The organism is Streptomyces sp. ISL-98, from assembly GCF_018614055.1.
Classification (GTDB): domain Bacteria; phylum Actinomycetota; class Actinomycetes; order Streptomycetales; family Streptomycetaceae; genus Streptomyces; species Streptomyces spiramyceticus.
This window is the reverse complement of record NZ_JAGGPB010000001.1, coordinates 113,901-129,540: the sequence shown is the minus strand read 5'-3', so window position 1 is coordinate 129,540 and position 15,640 is coordinate 113,901. Positions and strand designations below refer to the sequence as shown.

Below are 15,640 nucleotides of genomic sequence, written 5' to 3'. Positions count from 1 at the left end.
GGCCCCGGACGGCCTTGGAAGGGCGCTCAGCCATTGGCTCTGTCAGTGGCTCGGCCGGGGGCTACTTCCACTCGTAGACCTTGGCCGTGACCTTGCCCTTCTCGTCGGTGTCGAACTCGAACACGCCGACCGTTCCCGCGAGCCGGGCGAACTTGGCGGCGGCGGTCTGGTAGTAGATGGCGCCGCGCCAGTTCACCCCGCCGGAGTCGGTGAAGTGCCCGATGCCCTGGCCGTGCCAGGTGACCGTCTCCCCGTCCGGGGTCATGATGATTCCTTGCCCGTCGCCGAAGAGGGTGCCGTCAAGGCGGACGTACGACTCGTAGGTCCCCATGTCCTTGGCCGGTGTGTCCAGGAGCGTTCCCTCTCCCTGGAAGGAGGCCTCCATCGCGGGGAGGCCGTCCTCGCTGGGCAGGACCCGCATTCCGGTGATCTCTCCCTGTTCCTCGCCGAGCACATCGCCGAGCATGATCGGTCTCCTCTCGAAATGCTGCCGGAAAAGCCCGATTGGTCTCTCATTCCGGACTACGCCGGATGGTGAACCCCGTCAAGCCGGTCCCGCTCGGACGGATGGCCTTGCGCGACGTGCGTGACCTCCGGGCGCCTTCGGCGGTTCTGGCAGATAAGCAGGTCGGCACATCGGACGAGCAACAGGGCGAGGACACGGCATGAGGGCACAGCAGGCGCGGGCACTGACCCGGTGGTTCATCGGATGCGGTGCGGTTCTTCTGGCGGTGGGGCTGCCCGCAGGGGCGGCGCACGCCGACGAGACGCATACGAATTCGCACAACGCACCACGCTTCAGCTTGATCTCGACCGGTCAGATCGACGACCCGCTGGAGGACGTGCTGGAACACGCGACGGTTCTCGGCAGCACCTACATGTAGCGCTGGGCCAGCTTCTCGTACGCCGCCAGCAGCCCGTCGACCGTGTCCCGGTCGGCGGGCTGCAGCGGTTCCCTGACCGGTCCCGCGGGCAGTCCGAGCGCGCCGAGCAGGCCCTTCGTGGTGACCGTGCCCGGCAGGCCCGAAGCCATCGTGAGAGTGATCAGCGGGAGTGCGCGGTGGTGGGCCCGGGCCGCCGCCGCGGTGTCTGCCGCGTCGTACGCGTCGAGGACCGCCCGCATCGCGCGGGGCGCGGCATTGGCGACCGTACTGACGAAGCCGGCGCCGCCGAGTGCATACAGGGGGAGGTTGTGCTCCTCGCTGCCCGAGTAGTACGCGAGAGAGGTGCCGGCGATCACGGTGGCGCTGCCGAGCAGGTCGTTCGCACAGTCCTTGACGGCGGCGATACGCGGGTGTTCCGCGAGGCGCAGCATCGTCTCGACCTCGATACGGGTGCCGGTGCGGCCCGGGATGTCGTACAGCATCAGCGGGACGCCGACCGCGTCCGCGACCCGGCGGAAGTGCGCCTCGACGGCGGCCTGGGGCGGGCGGCTGTAGTACGGCGTGACGACCAACAGGCCATCCGCGCCCGCCCGTGCGGAGGCCTTGGCGAGCTCGACGGTGTGCCGGGTGTCGGCGCTGCCCACCCCCGCGAGGACCGACGCCCGGCCGCCGACCGCCTCGGACACGGCCCGTACGAGCGCGCTCTTCTCGGCGTCGGTGGTGGTCGGGGACTCGCCGGTGGTGCCGTTGAGCACGAGGCCGTCGCAGCCTCCTTCGGCCACCAGGCGCTCGGCGAGCGCCTGCGCGCCGTCCAGGTCCAGTGTGCCCTCGGAGGTGAAGGGCGTGATCATCGCGCAGAGGGCGCGGCCGAAGGGACGGGAAGGGTGCGATGGCGTCATGCCGGAAGTCTCGGGGCGGCAGACGGTGAAGGTCCACTTAGATTTTCTCCGGACGAATGGCAAGCAGCGCTGAAGTATTGCCTGTTTCCGGCCGCCTGGCATGATCCCTGAGGGGCGCGGCAGGCCGCGAAAGCGGTACGCCGTACAAGGAAGCGAACAATTTCATGACAGAACAGCGTGTGGCCCTCGTGACGGGCTCGTCGTCCGGGATCGGCGCGGCCGTGGCCCGACGGCTGACAGAGGCCGGAGTCCGGGTCGTCGTCAACTCCGCCCACTCGGTCGAGGCGGGTCAGGCATTGGCCGCAGAACTGCCCGGCGCCCGCTACATCCAGGCGAACGTGGCGGTCGAGGAGGACGCGAAGCGCCTGGTGGCGGAGGCCGCAGCGGCGTACGGACGCCTCGACATCCTCGTGAACAGCGCGGGCATCACGCGATTCATCCCGCACGACGACCTCGACGCGGCGAGCCCCGACGTCTGGCGGGACATCTTCGACGTCAACGTCGTCGGCGTCTGGCAGACCATCACGGCAGCCGCCCCGCACCTGCGGGCCAGCGGCGCGGGCTGTGTGGTCAATGTGTCCTCGCAGGCGGGCGTACGCCCCGGCGGCAGCTCCATCCCGTACGCCGTGAGCAAGGCGGCCGTCAACCACATGACGAAGCTGCTGGCCAAGACCCTGGGACCCGAGGTACGCGTCAACGCCGTCGCCCCCGGCATGATCGACACCCCGTGGTTCGACGGGCTCGACGGCGCCGACAAGGCGATGGAGGCAGTGGCCGGGTCGGTCCCGCTGGGCCGGGTGGGCAGGCCGGAGGACATCGCGGAGGCGGTCCACGACCTCACCCGCGCCGCGTACATCACCGGCGAGGTGCTGCTCGTCGACGGTGGCGGACACTTGCTGTGACGTCGGGGCGGGGGAGCGGGGGCATGCCGATGGGGCTGTGCGTACTCGACGTCAGAGCCTGGGGCGACCGCCCGCCGCCCTGACCCCGCCCCACAGCCCGCACGCCCCACTCATAGTGCGAGCTTGAACCCGTCGTGGCTGCGCGCGAAGCCGAGCGACGCGTAGAAGCGGTGTGCCTCTGTACGCCGCTTGTTGCTGGTCAGCTGGACCAGCGCGCAGCCACGCTGCCGCGCACGCTCGACGGCCCGCTCGAACAGTTCCCGCCCGAGCCCGGCCCCGCGCCGGTCCGCCCTGACCCGTACCGCCTCGATCAGGGCGCGCTCGGCGCCGTGCTTGCCGAGGCCCGGGATGTACGTCGCCTGGAGGCAGCCCAGGACAGCGCCGTCGTCGTCGGCCAGCACCAGCATCTCGTTGCGGCTGTCACCGGTGATTGCCTCGAAGGCGCGCTCATACGCCTCGTCGATCACGACGGATGCGGGATCGACGACCTTCTCCTCGTCGGCGAGAAGCGCGAGGACGGCGGGCAGGTCCTGGCGGGTGGCGGTGCGGAAGATCATGGCCGGGAGTCTGACACGGGCCCTGCGCAAGGCTGTTGGCGGGCTACTCCCGTTCCGCGCCGCGCGCTACTCCGGTTCTGCGATCAGCGCGGTGGCGACCCGGCGGAAGCCGAGGCGGCCGTAGATCCTGGCCACGTCCTCGTCGCCCGCCGACAGGAAGACCGTCTCCACGCCCCGCGATCGCGCATCGGCCACCAGCGCCGCTGTGACCGCGAGGCCGAGGCCGCGGCGGCGTGCGGCGGGCAGGGTACCGACGCCGACGATTTCGCTGACCGTTCCCACCGGCTGGTGCTGGCCGGCGCACAGCGCCGCCCCGTCCTCGACCGCTGCCGCGACCGTGGTGAGACCGGCCTCGATCCGCGCCACCGCGCTTTCCACCGACCCGTCGCCTGCCCGGGTACGGACGGCTTCGGCAAGTTCGGGAAGTCCCGCCGGGCCGACACCCGTACCGGGCTCCGTGAAGGCGAGGTGCGGTACGACCAAAGCGCTGGCCAGTGCCGGATCGTCCGGGGCGATGGTGCGTATCGACGGCCCGTCGGACAGCTTGTCCGCTGTGGGCACCGAGACCGTCGCGTCGAGCACCATCAACGGGTGCTCGTGCACCACCAGACCCGCCTCCTCGGCCGCGGCCCGCAGCGTCGGAGTCGTCTCGGCGACCCACTCGAAGCTCTCCGGGATGCCGAGTTCGCGCTGGCGGGAGCGGACTCGGGTCACATCGGCGGCCGTCACGGCGCCGGAGCTGCCCCGGGTCGGCCGCGCGTAGAAAGGCCAGCCCGCGCCTTCCCGTACGAACAACGTCAGTGGGCCGAAGTCCTCGGTCCTGGCGCCATTGCGCGGTACCGCGTCGTAGTACGACTCAAGCCGGTCCAGCAGCAGTTCAAGATCTCCAGAAGTCACGCGGTGCATCCAAACACCGGATCGCCGATCACCGCCATCGCATTACGGACCGGCCTTGACCTCAACCGCGCTTCAGGTTTCACGATGGTGGTCATGAGGACGCGTCACAGCGGCGCGTCGAGCCAGGAGGTAGTACCGCCATGTCGCTGTCGTCCGTGCAGAATCTCAACTCCCTTCCGCAGATAGCCCGTTCGGGCGTCGGCGTCGCCAAGGTCTCCGTCTGGGACGTCGGTACGCCCGAGCGGCAGCGGGAGACCATAGAGGCCATCAGCAAGGTATGGGGCAGCCGGGAGTGGCCGGACGAGGGGCTCCTCTCGTACAGCGTCTACATCGGGGAGGACGGCAAAAGCCTGCTCCACTACACGCAGTGGGCAGACGAGGCGACACACGCAGCCTTCCTGCGCGCGGGCCGCGCGGCGCGGTTCGACGAGGTCGACGCCGCTGTGCCGGGCATCGAGCGGCTCGGGCTGTACACGTACGAGCTCTACCGCAGCACCCCGCTGGGGCAGGTGGCCGGCCGCGTGCCGGGCTGCGTCGTGATCGTCGACGTCGAGTTCGAAGAGCCCGACCCGGCCAGGCAGCGCGACTGGGTCGACACCGTCTTCGAGGCCCTCGACGGGGGCACCTCCCATGCCCTTAAGGCTATGGGGGAGGACCCGCACCCCCACCCGGGCGGAATCTCCGGGCACTTCCACGTGAGTACGGACGGCACCCGGGTGCTGAACTACGCGGAGTGGGAGAGCGCCGACGCGCACATCGAGGCGCTCGCCGGGCCCGGTGACGGGGTCGGTTCGCCGACGCCCCAGTGGACGAAGGTGAGGACCTATCCGGGCGTGACCGGCGGCGGCGTGAAGCGGTACACGCCCGCGCTCAGCTTCAGCGCGGGCGTGTAGGCGGCTAGGGCGGACACCCCCTATGGCGGTGGCTACGGGCGGAAGCGCAGCACCTGCGGGTCGTGGTCGCTGTTCTGGGCGGAGAACTCCGCGTTGATGTGCACGCTGTCGTACGAGAAGTCGTCGATCGACGGGCTCGTCAGGATCTGGTCCAGGACCTGGCTGTTGCCCTGGAAGACGTACGAGTAACGCTCCGAGCGGGGAAGGGACTTGACCGCCGGGTAGAGCGCGCCGTCCGCCGTCAGCGCCTTCGTCGTCGCCGAGAACTCGAAGTCGTTGATGTCGCCCAGGACCAGGACGTCCGCGTTCCGCTGGACCTTGAGGATGTCCTTGACGAAGGTGTTGACCGCCTGCGCCTGCTCAAGTCGCTTGATCTCCGACTTGCGTACGGGCGGCTGGTGGTGCGACACCAGGCTCTCGTCGCCGCCCTTCGAACCGAAGTGGTTCGCGATCACGAAGACCGTACGGCCGCGGAACGTGAACTCGCCGGCCAGCGGCTTGCGGCTGTTCTCCCACGCCGCGTTGGCCGGGTCGATCCGGCCGGGGGAGAGGGTCAGGGCCGCGTCGCGCCCGTCCCGTACGACGGCCGTCGCGGTGGCCGCGTCGCCGCCCGCGCGGTCGGTGAAGGAGACCCGCTCGGGGTTGAAGAGGAAGACCTGGCGGATGTTGCCGCCGGGCTCGCCGCCGTCCTTGTTGTTCGCCGGGTCGATCGTGCGCCAGTCGTACGCCGGACCGCCGGCCGCCGCGATGGCGGCCGTGAACTTCTTCAGCGACTCGTCGGCCGCGACCGTACCGTCGTTCTTGGCGCCGTTGTTGTCCTGGATCTCCTCCAGGGCGATGACGTCCGGGGAGGCCAGGTTGTTCACGACCGGCGCGGCGAGTGCGTCGAACTTGGCCTGCGGGTCGGTCGGGTCGAGGTTCTCGACGTTGTACGTCGCCACCGCGAGCTCGCCGCTGCGCTGCGGCCGCGTCGACTCCGCCTTGAGGCCGCGGTCGGTGACCGTGCCGAGCGTGCGGGCGGCCAGCGTGTAGCCGCCGAACTGGTTGAAGTCCAGGGGGCCTTCGGTCGTACCCGCCAGGACGTCACCCACATTCGCCTTCGGGAACGGCTGCTGCGAGATCGGGGCGAGCTGCTGGATCTGGAGGCGGCCGGTGTTCTGGGAGGTGTACGAGCCGTAGACCGTGCCGCCGCGGCGGTTGTCGTGCTCGTGCGGCTTCACCGTGACCCACAGCTCCGAGTACGGGTCGGTCGCGCCGACCACGCGCGACGTGCCGATCCGGACGTTGCTGCCCTCCAGCGACTCGTAGTGGTCCAGGGCGTACTTGCGCGGGTTCAGCGGCAGCGCGTTGATGCTGCCGCCCGCCGCCGGGTCGCCCTCCGGGGCGTACGACGAAGGAACGGACTTCGCCGAGAGGGTGACCGGCGCGGGCACCGGGTTGCCCGAGGACACCACGGTCACTGTCGGCTTGGAGATCTGGGTCACCGACTGGTTGCCGGACGACGTACCGCCGGGGATGTACTCGCCGACCGTGCCGGACACCTTCACCGCGTCGCCCACGGCCACCGTCGGCGCCGAGCTCGTGAAGACGAAGATGCCTTCGCTGGTGGCGGCGTCGGCGTCGGCCTGCGGGTCCTGGAACCAGAAGCCCTTCGAGCCGTACGTGCGCACGCCCGTGACGATGCCGGTGACGTCGGCGACCTGCTGCCCCACGAGCGGGGATATTCGGGTGGTGCCCTGGATGTCGTGAATCCGGGTTTCCGCAACGGAGGCGGGGGAGTCCGAGGCGGAGGCGGCGGTCGTGGCGGCCAGCAGGCCGCCTGCCAGTGCGGTGGCTACGACGGCTGCGACGGCGGCGGATCTGGGGAGAGAGGAACGGGCAGTCATGTACGAGCTCCGATGGATGAGGGGTAGAGCACGGTCTACGCGCGTCAATCTCTTGTGTGGACAAGGGGGTTGTCAAGGGTCGCCAGGTGTACGAATCCTGACGGGTACATGAACCCGGTGGCATAGGGGCAAATACGTCTACGCTGGGGGCAGCCCGACCCGCATGCCCAAGGAGACCCCTCAGATGTCCGGAGACCGCCCCACCCTGCCGCCGGTGCGCCTGCACTCCGACGCCGAGCTGGCTCGGGAGGCGCTCGTCTCACCGCTCCTCGCGCGCGCTGCCGGACTCGCCCGCTGGGCAGGGCCCGCGACCCGGGTCGGTGCGGGCGGCGAACTCGTCGACGAGCAGCTGCCCGAGGCTGCCGAGCACCTCGGTCTCGCCGCCGACGAGGACGGCGCGGCGGAGGCGAGCGAAGCGTGGCGCATCGCCGTCGACACGGGGCTCGTCGACATCACCGACGCCGAGGAGGAGGGCGAAGGCGAGGGCGAAGCGGACGGGACCGTCACCACCGGTGAGAACCTCGCGCTGCTCACCTCCGGCAGCCCCCAGGACGTCCTCGCCATCTGGCTCGACGCGTTCGAGGCTGTCTTCGCCGACGCGACCGCACCTGTCCTCGACGACCTCTCCGGGCTCGTCGGCGAGGACGGCCGGGTCGACTTCGACTCGCTGGACTGGGACCCGGACGCGGAGGCCGAGTTCCTGGAAGGCGTACTCGGCAACCTGTATCTGCTGACCGTCACCGAGGGCGCGGCGGAAGGCCCGGTGCCGCTGCCCGCACTCGCGGCTTCGATGATCGTGCCCGAGGACATGGGCGAGCCCACCGACGATGTACTGGAACAGGTCTCGGACGCGATGATGCGGCTCGACGACCAGTTCCGGGTGCTCGAACCGGTCGGGCTCGTCACCTACCAGCCGGTCGACGAGGCGCTGATGGCGGAGGAGGGCGCGGAGCCCGAACCGCCGGTCGACGACGAGGACGTGTCCCGGTACGGCATGGTCGGGCTCACCCCGCTCGGCCTGTACGGCATCAGGGTCCGGATGCTCGAAGCGGGCATCGACGCGCCCGCGGTCGGCGATCTCGCCGACAAGGGAGCGGAGGCGCTGCTCGACGGCATTGCGTACTTCCCCGAAGCGTCGGCCGGCGCCGAGACCGAGCAGTGGCTCGCCCGCCGCGAACCGGCCGCAGCCGCCCGGGAGTTGCTCGCCGCCGCCCGCGGCGCCGACCGGGGCGCTCCGTTGCGCAGGCTCCGCAGCCAGCAGGCGCTCTCGCTGGTCGGCCCGGAGGCGGAGGACGCGGTGCGCGAGGTGCTCGACGACCCGGAGCTGGGCGGCCTGGCCCGGGTCTGGCTCGCCGAGAGCGGCGCGTCGGACGTGCCGCCGCCGCCCGAGTCGATGATCTTCTGGCTGGCGATCGACACCATCGCCGCGCAGCTGGACGCGGACGGCGAACCGGCGGAGCTCCAGGACCTGGTGGCCGGGCTGACCGGCCGGCACAGTGGCTTCTTCGACGCCGCCTGGCGGGTGGATCACCCGGCGACGGCGGACGTCCTTGAGGCCATGGGGCGCCTGCACCCCGACAAGAAGGCGGCGAAGGAAGCCCGGAAGGCGGCCTTCAAGGCGCGTTCGCGCAGCGTGAATTGAGGGGTACGGCGGGCGGCGTGAGCCAGTAGGGCTTGCGCCGCCCGCCGCGCCTCGGGGGTGCGTGCGCCGATCAGCGCCTGGCCGGTCAGCTCTCGCCGATGGGGAGCACGCGCACGGGCACGCCTTCGAGCTCCTCCGGTACGACGTCCTCGGCCCGGAGCTGGTCGCTGGGCACCTTGCGGGTGACGAAGACGACGATCACGTCCGCGCCCGAGCCCTCGTCCTTCCCGGTGCCGACGCCGGTCACATTGGGCAACTGAAGCAGTCGGCTCTCATGGAGTGCGCGGGCCTGCTTGGCATCCACATGGCTCGCCTCCCTCCAATGGGTACTGGATCCACCCGGCGACTTCCCCCGGGCCCCCGGTTGGCAGGGCACTGTCTGTTCATACGAAGATTCCCCGCCCCGCCCCTTCCTGAAACTGTGGGTATGCGGGGGTCTGGCGGGCTTGTACCCGGTTACGGCGGGTGCTGTCACGGCGGGCGCTCGCCTCCCGGACGTCGGGCGTTGTTCAGCCGACGTTTGTACGCGCCCGGAAGCCTGAGGCCGAAAAACACGTGCCCCGCAGGGGGCCGCCTCAGGAGGTCCGAATGACGCTCACCCGCAGGGACTTCGCCAGACGGTCCGCGCTCACCGGCGCCGGAGTCGCACTCATCGGCAGTGTCGGCGCCCTCGCCACCGCCCCCGGCGCCCTCGCCACGGCCGACGACACGGCCGAGGACACCGCTGAGGACGCCGCAGGAGCCCCGCACGGCCCCGGCTACGGCCCCCTCGTGCCCGACCCCGAGGGCGTCGTCGCCCTCCCCGCAGGCTTCACGTACCGGATCATCACCCACTCCGGCGTCACCAAGCTGGAGAGCGGCGAATACACCCCGTCCAAGCACGACGGCACGGCCACCTTCGAAGGCCCGCGCGGTGTGACGCTCCTCGTCAACAATCACGAGCTCAAGGGCCCGCGCAGCAAGTGGAAGCACCCGGTGCCGCTCACCGAGGGACTGGTGTACGACCCGGCCGCTTCCGGCGGCTGCACGGTCGTCGAGGTGCACCGCAGCGGCGAGGTCGCCGAGTGGGTCGGCATCGCGGGCACCTCCACGAATTGCGCGGGCGGCCGTACGACCTGGGGCACGTGGCTGACCTGCGAGGAGAACACCGACCGGGCCGGCGAGAACGGCATGACCAAGGATCACGGCTACGTCTTCGAGGTCGACCCCTACGACCGACGCGCCAACCTCGACCCCAAGCCGATCAAGGCCTTCGGCCGCTTCGACCACGAAGCCGTGGTCATCGACCCCAAGCGCGGCCACGCGTACCTCACCGAGGACGACTCCAACCCGAACGGGCTCCTCTTCCGCTGGGTACCGCCGCACGGCTTCAAGCACGGCAGGGGCCGGCTCCGCAAGCTCGCGGACGACGCGGGCACCCTCCAGGCGGCGAAGTGCTTCGACTCCGGCGGCCGCTTCGTCGACGACCTGTCGCGCGCGACCAAGATCGGCACGGTCTACGGCGTCGACTGGGCCGAGGTGCCCGACCGGGACGGCAGGACCGTTTCGGTGCGCGAGCAGTTCGACGACGGGGACATCACCCGGGCCCGCAAGCTGGAGGGCATGTGGTGGGCGGACGGCGGCACGTACATCGTGTCCTCGTACGCCCGTGACGAGAGCCCGGGCGAGCCGCACGACGGCCAGGTCTGGTTCTACGATCCGAGGCGCCGCACGCTCACGCTGAAGGTCCTGCTGAGCACGGGCGGTGAGTACGACGGCCCGGACAACATCACCGTCTCGCCGTACGGCGGCCTGGTCATCGCGGAGGACGGCGAGGGCGGCCAGCACCTTTTCGGTGCCACCGACAGCGGCCGTACGTACCCGATCGCCCGCAATGAATGCAATATCGGGACCGACGCCGAACCGGAATTCAGCGAGTTCGCCGGCGTCGTTTTCTCACCCGACGGAAAGACTCTCTACGCCAGCATTCAGGACCCGGGCATCATGCTCGCGATCACAGGTCCGTGGCGGCGGCGTCGCCACTGACCACGTTCAGGAGCTCGGCCACGTCGTCCTCGTGCTCACAGATCAGGTCGGACACCGGTTCCTGTTCCCACCACGGCACGGGGGCGGCGCGCTCCGCGCACCAGGCCAGGGCCTCGGGGATGCTGGGCCGGGCCATGGGGTCGGTGGCGAGGCAGGCGGCGAGGAAGCCGGTCCATTGCGGGCCCGGTACGCCGATGAGGTCGGGGGCGTCGTGCAGGGTCCTGTGGGCCACCTGCTGGGCGCTGCCCGACCCGAACGGGTTGCGTCCCGTACTGGAGAGGACGAGGAGCGCGCCGAGCGCGAAGACATCGGCGAGCGGGCCGGTCGGGGCGCCGGGCGTCAGCTGTTCGGGGGCGAGGAAGCCGAGGAATTCGGAGGCGCGTCCGGCGGAGCGCCCGGCCGTACCGAAGTCGATGATCTTCGGTCCTCTGCGGGTGATGAGGACGTGGGCCGGCTTGAGGTCGAGACAGGCCGGCCCGGCGCCGTGGATGGCCGACATGGCCACGGCGAGCGCCGAGCCGAACGTGCCGAGGTCGTCGGGCCCGAGCGGGCCCGCCGTGGAGATCGTCTCCACGATCGTCGGTCCCACGCAGAACTCGGCGGCCAGCCACGGGTGTTGGTCCTCGGTGCCGGCGTCGGTCACCGTGGCCGTGAAGGGGCCGCCGATGCGCAGGGCGGCGGCGGCCTCGCGGCGGAACCGCTCGCGGAAGCGCGGGGTGGAGGCGAGGTGCTCGTGCACGGTCTTGAGCGCGACGAGCCGCCCGGCGGCGGTCCGCGCCAGATGGACACGGCCCGTGCCGCCCTCGCCGATCAGCGAGACGATGCGGTACTCAGCACGTTCGGCCATGCCGTGGTCCTCCCGGTTGTACGGTCACCGGTCGTCCGGCCCGTCCAGTGATCGTGATCCAGTCTCCCGGACGCCATGTGCGACGCCTGCGGCCCCCGCTTGGTTGCGGCTGCGGGGCGGTTCCGTCGAGTCCGATCTCCGGACACAAAACAACGTTGCTGCATACAGCTACAAATGGAACTGCATGCACTTCCTCCGCACAGGAATTTGATGGACGGGGCCAATTTCGTTTTCGCGGAAGACCATTTACGAAACGGGTGAAGCTCGCTGAAGGCCCGGGGTCGCTTCGGCGGCCCCGGCGGTACCAACACCACCGAGGCCGTACCAATGTGCGATGTGGTCCGACGGGCCGAATTCCGGCGAACAACCGGTGCTGGGGAGGGTCACGGACCGGCCCCGGGTGAAGTGATCATGGACGGGCATGGCGTGGCGGCCTCGCGGGGCGCATACTCTCAACTAATGACAAAGTCAGCCGGAGCCCGGCGCTACCTGCCGTCCAGTCCCTTCAACGTCCCGGCCGCGGCCGCCCCACCGATCGAGGTTTTCGATGTGGGCGACCGGGTTTCGCATGATCAGTTCGGACTCGGGAGGGTCATCGCAGTCGAAGGCGATGCAGCGGTTCTCATCGACTTCGCAGGGCGACAAGGCCGCATCCTGAGCCCCTTCGTCAAGCTGACCAAGCTGTAGTCCCCCTGGCGCGGGAGCGCTAGAGGGCCTGGGCTGCCGGCTTGACCATGCCGCGAACGGTGCGACTCTTCACGAAGTCACCCATCGCGGTCATTTCCCATTCCCCCGAGAACTGCTTGATCAGTTTCGCCATCATGACCCCCGTCTGCGGCTCGGCGCCCGTCAGGTCGAAGCGGACCAGTTCCTCACCGGTCGCCGCGTCCAGCAGACGGCAGTAGGCCTTGGCCACCTCGGTGAACTTCTGTCCTGTGAAGGAGTTCACCGTGAAGACCAGGCCCGTCGCCTCCGCGGGGATGCGGCCGAGGTCGACGACGATCACCTCGTCGTCGCCCGCACCCTCGCCGGTGAGGTTGTCCCCGGAGTGCTTGACCGCACCGTTCAGGATCGACAGCTTGCCGAAGTAGCAGCTGTCCAGGTGCTTGCGGTTCCCGTCGTAGGCGATGACGGACGCGTCGAGGTCGATGTCCTTGCCCCGGAATGCGGGCTCCCAGCCGAGACCCATCTTGACCTGGGACAGCAGCGGGCGGCCGCCCTTCACCAGCGAGACCGTCTGGTTCTTCTGGAGGCTGACCCGGCCCTTGTCGAGGTTGATCTTGCCGCTCGCGGCGGGCGCCGACGGCGGGGCCGGGGGAGCCGCAGGAGCCGCCGGAGGGGCCGTGATCCCGGGGGCGGCCACCGGGGGCGCAGGGGGTGCCACAGGGGCCGCAGCGGGGGCAGGAGCGGCCGCGGCGGCGGGTTCCTCGACCGAGACGCCGAAGTCCGTGGCGATGCCGGCCAGCCCGTTCGCGTAACCCTGACCGACCGCGCGCACCTTCCACGCGCCGTTGCGGAGATAGATCTCCACGATCACCAGTGCCGTCTCGGTGCCCAGCTGCGGCGGGGTGAACGTCGCGATCACGGCGCCGTCGTCGGCTCCTCGCACGGTGGCGGTGGGCTCGATGCCCTGGAAGGTCTGGCCTGCGGCGTCGGGGCTCGCCGTGACCACGATCTTCTCGATGCCGGGCGGGACGGCCGACGTGTCCACGACGATCGCGTCGGGGGCAGTGCCGCCGCCGGACCGGTAGGTGACACCGGGGCCCGACGGCTGGTTGTAGAAGATGAAGTCGTCGTCGGAGCGCACCTTGCCGTCGGCCGTGAGGAGCAGGCCCGATACGTCGAGCCGCACCGGGGCGGCAACGTCCACGGCCACGCGGGCGGTGGGAAGCGGAATGTTCGAGCCGGGGGTCATTGCGGTCATGCCAGAGTTAACGACCGACACCGCTTCGCCGTTCCCTTGCGTCACCTGTTGCGCGGGTGATTTCTGGCGGCCCGCTCGTTACTGAATCCATGAGGTCTTGGCATGACCGCATGGTGCCCGCTTCCTGGTCTCCGGGTCGCCCGAATGTGTTGGATCCTGCGGGGTGAGGACCGTACTCGGGTGTGGGGAGTTCTGTGGAGACGTTCTGTACGGCGGACCTGGACGAGGCGCGCGTGGTGATCGGCGAGAAGTTCTACGCCAATTCCATCGAGCGGCTCGACCGGGAGGGAGCTTTCGCGGCGAAGTTCCGCATCATCCAGCTGGGTGCGCTGACGGTGGGTGAGCTCCAGTGCGGCGCGGACGTGCGGATGCGCTTCGGGGAGCTGGGCGCCTACCACGTCGACATTCCGCTGGAGGGCCGGCTGTCCTGGCATCAGGGCACGCGGGCCGGGGCGACGGCGACACCCGAGGAGGGCGCCGTGTTCCAGCCGTCCGGCGACACCTTCCTGGACCGGTGGAGCGGCGACTGCCGGCTGCTGGCGGTGAAGATCGACGCTTCGGCGCTGGAAGGGCAACTGGCGCACGCGCTGGGCAGGGCGCCGCGCGGGCCTGTCGCCTTCGCGCACCGGCTCGACGTCTCGCAGGGCGCGGGCCGCAGCTGGGGCCGGCTCGTCCGGTGGGCGGCGCGGGAGGCGAGCGAGGCCGGATCGCTCGTACGGGAGCCGCTGGTGGCCAAGCCGCTCGAAGAGGCGCTGCTGAACGGCCTGCTGCTGGCCGTCGACCATCCGTACAGGGAGGAACTGACCAGGCCGACGGCGGCGACACTGCGGCCCGCGCCGGTCAAGCGCGTCGTGGACGCCATCCACGACAGTCCCGAGCACCCGTACAGCGCGGCGGAGCTGGCCGCCCTCGCGCGGGTGAGTGTGCGGTGGCTCCAGGAGGCGTTCCGCCGGTACGTCGGGATGTCGCCGATGGCGTATCTGCGGGGAGTCCGGCTGGACCGGGTGCGCGACGAGCTGAAGCGGTGCGGGCCCGGTGAACTGACGGTGAGTGAGGCGGCCTTCCGGTGGGGCTTCGCCCATCTGGGGCGGTTCTCCGGTGCGTACCGTGCGCGCTTCGGCGAGGCCCCGTCGGAGACGCTGCGGTCGGGCTGAGCGGGCCCGAGCCGACCGGTGGTCCGCCGCGCCGCGCAATCCGGACAGTGGGCGCGCGTAATGGATCGTGGTTCCAGGCGTGCGCAACTACCTTGTGCCGGGCGCGAGTACGTGTCCGTGGGCTCCGGCGCCGCCAGTGAACACGTCGGTGATATTCACCGGCGGTCCCGGCCGCCCCGGCCAAGTTCCCCTCGTGAAGGGTCCGGACCGGTGCCCCCGTAGCCGGGCCGGACCCGCCCGTACCGCTGAGGTGGTCAGTGCTTCCACTGGGGCGGGTCGGTGCAGAACTCCCCGCCCAGGTTGGCGTGGCCGGGGTTGTCGGGGTCCAGTTCGCCGTGTTCCGCGATGAGCTTCTCCGCGTACTGCTCCGAGTCGTCCTTCGGCTCGTAACCGATGGCCCGTGCGGATGAAAGATCCCACCACAGCCGGGTGTTGGCCGAGGACCCGTAGACGACGGTGTGGCCGACCCCGTCGGCGGTGAGCGCGGCGTGGAAGAGGCGGGCGCAGTCGCCCGGGCTCATCCAGATCGAGAGCATCCGCACCGAGCTGGGCTCCATGAAGCAGGAGCCGATCCGGACCGACACGGTCTCGATGCCGTGCAGGTCCCAGTGGAGCTGCGCGAGGTCTTCGCCGAAGGCCTTGGAGAGGCCGTAGAACGTGTCGGGCCGGTGCGGGGTCGAGACGGGGATCAGCGGTGCGCCGTCGGCGGGGCGCGGGGTGAAGCCGACGGTGTGGTTGGACGAGGCGAAGACGATCCGCTCGACGCCCTCTTCGCGGGCGGCCTCGTAGAGGTTGTACGTCCCCTCGATGTTGGCGCGAAGGATCTTCTCGAACGGGGCTTCCAGCGAGATGCCCGCGAGATGGATCACCGCGTCCACGCCCCGCACGGCCTCGCGCAGCGCTTCCTTGTCGGCCAGGTCGGCGGTGATCGCGTCCGGTTCGCCCTCGATGGGGGTCGCGTCGAGCAGGCGGAGTTCATAGCCGTACGCCGGAAGGATCCCGCGCATCAGGGTGCCGATGCCGCCGGCGGCGCCGGTGAGCAGGACGGTGCGGGGTGCGGGCATCGGAGCGTCTCCTCGATGGGGCTTGGGCGCGTACGTGGACAGCATTCACATGCGTGGACACGCTAG

Annotated in this window: 16 protein-coding genes; 7 read left to right on the top strand and 9 right to left on the bottom strand. The window is 70.3% G+C overall.

The window, feature by feature from the left end; translation table 11 throughout:
• Positions 1 to 61 precede the first annotated feature (61 nt).
• Entirely contained in the window at positions 62 to 466 is a 405-nt protein-coding gene (locus J7I98_RS00635; protein ID WP_214914376.1) for a hypothetical protein, read from the bottom strand.
• Positions 467 to 665: 199 nt separating this feature from the next.
• Between J7I98_RS00635 and J7I98_RS00630 the strand changes: the two genes are divergently transcribed.
• A complete protein-coding gene (locus J7I98_RS00630; protein ID WP_214914373.1) occupies positions 666 to 884 on the top strand; it encodes a hypothetical protein in 219 nt (72 codons plus the stop codon).
• Here J7I98_RS00630 and dapA read toward each other — a convergent pair.
• A complete protein-coding gene (gene dapA, locus J7I98_RS00625; protein WP_214914370.1) occupies positions 875 to 1,783 on the bottom strand; it encodes a 4-hydroxy-tetrahydrodipicolinate synthase in 909 nt (302 codons plus the stop codon). The two genes, J7I98_RS00630 and dapA, sit on opposite strands and share 10 nt — an antisense overlap.
• Positions 1,784 to 1,947: 164 nt before the next feature.
• On the opposite strand from dapA, the gene J7I98_RS00620 reads away from it, so the two are divergent.
• Positions 1,948 to 2,685 (top strand): SDR family NAD(P)-dependent oxidoreductase, encoded by a 738-nt coding sequence (locus J7I98_RS00620; protein WP_214914367.1) that lies wholly within the window; start codon positions 1,948 to 1,950, stop codon positions 2,683 to 2,685.
• Positions 2,686 to 2,795: 110 nt separating this feature from the next.
• On the opposite strand, the gene J7I98_RS00615 is transcribed toward J7I98_RS00620, so the two are convergent.
• Both J7I98_RS00615 and J7I98_RS00610 read right to left on the bottom strand, forming a co-directional pair.
• Positions 2,796 to 3,242, bottom strand: coding sequence for a GNAT family N-acetyltransferase (locus J7I98_RS00615; protein WP_214914364.1), 447 nt, complete (start codon positions 3,240 to 3,242; stop codon positions 2,796 to 2,798).
• A 66-nt stretch (positions 3,243 to 3,308) separates the two neighbouring features.
• Positions 3,309 to 4,139 (bottom strand): GNAT family N-acetyltransferase, encoded by an 831-nt coding sequence (locus J7I98_RS00610; protein ID WP_308377626.1) that lies wholly within the window; start codon positions 4,137 to 4,139, stop codon positions 3,309 to 3,311.
• Between the two features lie 140 nt (positions 4,140 to 4,279).
• On the opposite strand from J7I98_RS00610, the gene J7I98_RS00605 reads away from it, so the two are divergent.
• On the top strand, positions 4,280 to 5,032 hold the full coding sequence (locus J7I98_RS00605) for an antibiotic biosynthesis monooxygenase (protein WP_214914358.1): 753 nt from the start codon (positions 4,280 to 4,282) through the stop codon (positions 5,030 to 5,032).
• A 32-nt stretch (positions 5,033 to 5,064) separates the two neighbouring features.
• Here the strand turns inward: J7I98_RS00605 and J7I98_RS00600 are convergent, their stop codons facing one another.
• The gene (locus tag J7I98_RS00600) at positions 5,065 to 6,918 is read right to left on the bottom strand and encodes an endonuclease/exonuclease/phosphatase family protein (protein ID WP_214914355.1); all 1,854 of its coding nucleotides are present in this window, start codon (positions 6,916 to 6,918) and stop codon (positions 5,065 to 5,067) included.
• 184 nt (positions 6,919 to 7,102) lie between these two features.
• Between J7I98_RS00600 and J7I98_RS00595 the strand changes: the two genes are divergently transcribed.
• A complete protein-coding gene (locus J7I98_RS00595) occupies positions 7,103 to 8,560 on the top strand; it encodes a hypothetical protein (RefSeq protein ID WP_214914352.1) in 1,458 nt (485 codons plus the stop codon).
• 85 nt (positions 8,561 to 8,645) lie between these two features.
• On the opposite strand, the gene J7I98_RS00590 is transcribed toward J7I98_RS00595, so the two are convergent.
• Positions 8,646 to 8,864: a hypothetical protein gene (locus J7I98_RS00590; protein ID WP_214914350.1), complete on the bottom strand. Its 219-nt coding sequence runs from the start codon at positions 8,862 to 8,864 to the stop codon at positions 8,646 to 8,648.
• A 284-nt stretch (positions 8,865 to 9,148) separates the two neighbouring features.
• Here J7I98_RS00590 and J7I98_RS00585 point away from each other — a divergent pair, with 284 nt between their 5' ends.
• Positions 9,149 to 10,585, top strand: a complete 1,437-nt coding sequence (locus tag J7I98_RS00585) for an alkaline phosphatase PhoX (RefSeq protein ID WP_214914347.1) — start codon at positions 9,149 to 9,151, stop codon at positions 10,583 to 10,585.
• Here J7I98_RS00585 and J7I98_RS00580 read toward each other — a convergent pair.
• Entirely contained in the window at positions 10,554 to 11,432 is an 879-nt protein-coding gene (locus J7I98_RS00580) for a serine/threonine-protein kinase (protein ID WP_214914344.1), read from the bottom strand. The two genes, J7I98_RS00585 and J7I98_RS00580, sit on opposite strands and share 32 nt — an antisense overlap.
• A gap of 459 nt (positions 11,433 to 11,891) precedes the next feature.
• On the opposite strand from J7I98_RS00580, the gene J7I98_RS00575 reads away from it, so the two are divergent.
• A complete protein-coding gene (locus J7I98_RS00575; protein ID WP_214914341.1) occupies positions 11,892 to 12,119 on the top strand; it encodes a hypothetical protein in 228 nt (75 codons plus the stop codon).
• A 19-nt stretch (positions 12,120 to 12,138) separates the two neighbouring features.
• Here J7I98_RS00575 and J7I98_RS00570 read toward each other — a convergent pair whose 3' ends face one another.
• Positions 12,139 to 13,356, bottom strand: a complete 1,218-nt coding sequence (locus J7I98_RS00570; protein ID WP_214914336.1) for a TerD family protein — start codon at positions 13,354 to 13,356, stop codon at positions 12,139 to 12,141.
• Between the two features lie 182 nt (positions 13,357 to 13,538).
• Between J7I98_RS00570 and J7I98_RS00565 the strand changes: the two genes are divergently transcribed.
• Entirely contained in the window at positions 13,539 to 14,510 is a 972-nt protein-coding gene (locus J7I98_RS00565) for an AraC family transcriptional regulator (RefSeq protein ID WP_308377621.1), read from the top strand.
• A gap of 254 nt (positions 14,511 to 14,764) precedes the next feature.
• Here J7I98_RS00565 and J7I98_RS00560 read toward each other — a convergent pair whose 3' ends face one another.
• Positions 14,765 to 15,574: an NAD(P)-dependent oxidoreductase gene (locus tag J7I98_RS00560; RefSeq protein WP_214914334.1), complete on the bottom strand. Its 810-nt coding sequence runs from the start codon at positions 15,572 to 15,574 to the stop codon at positions 14,765 to 14,767.
• Between the last annotated feature and the right edge of the window lie 66 nt (positions 15,575 to 15,640).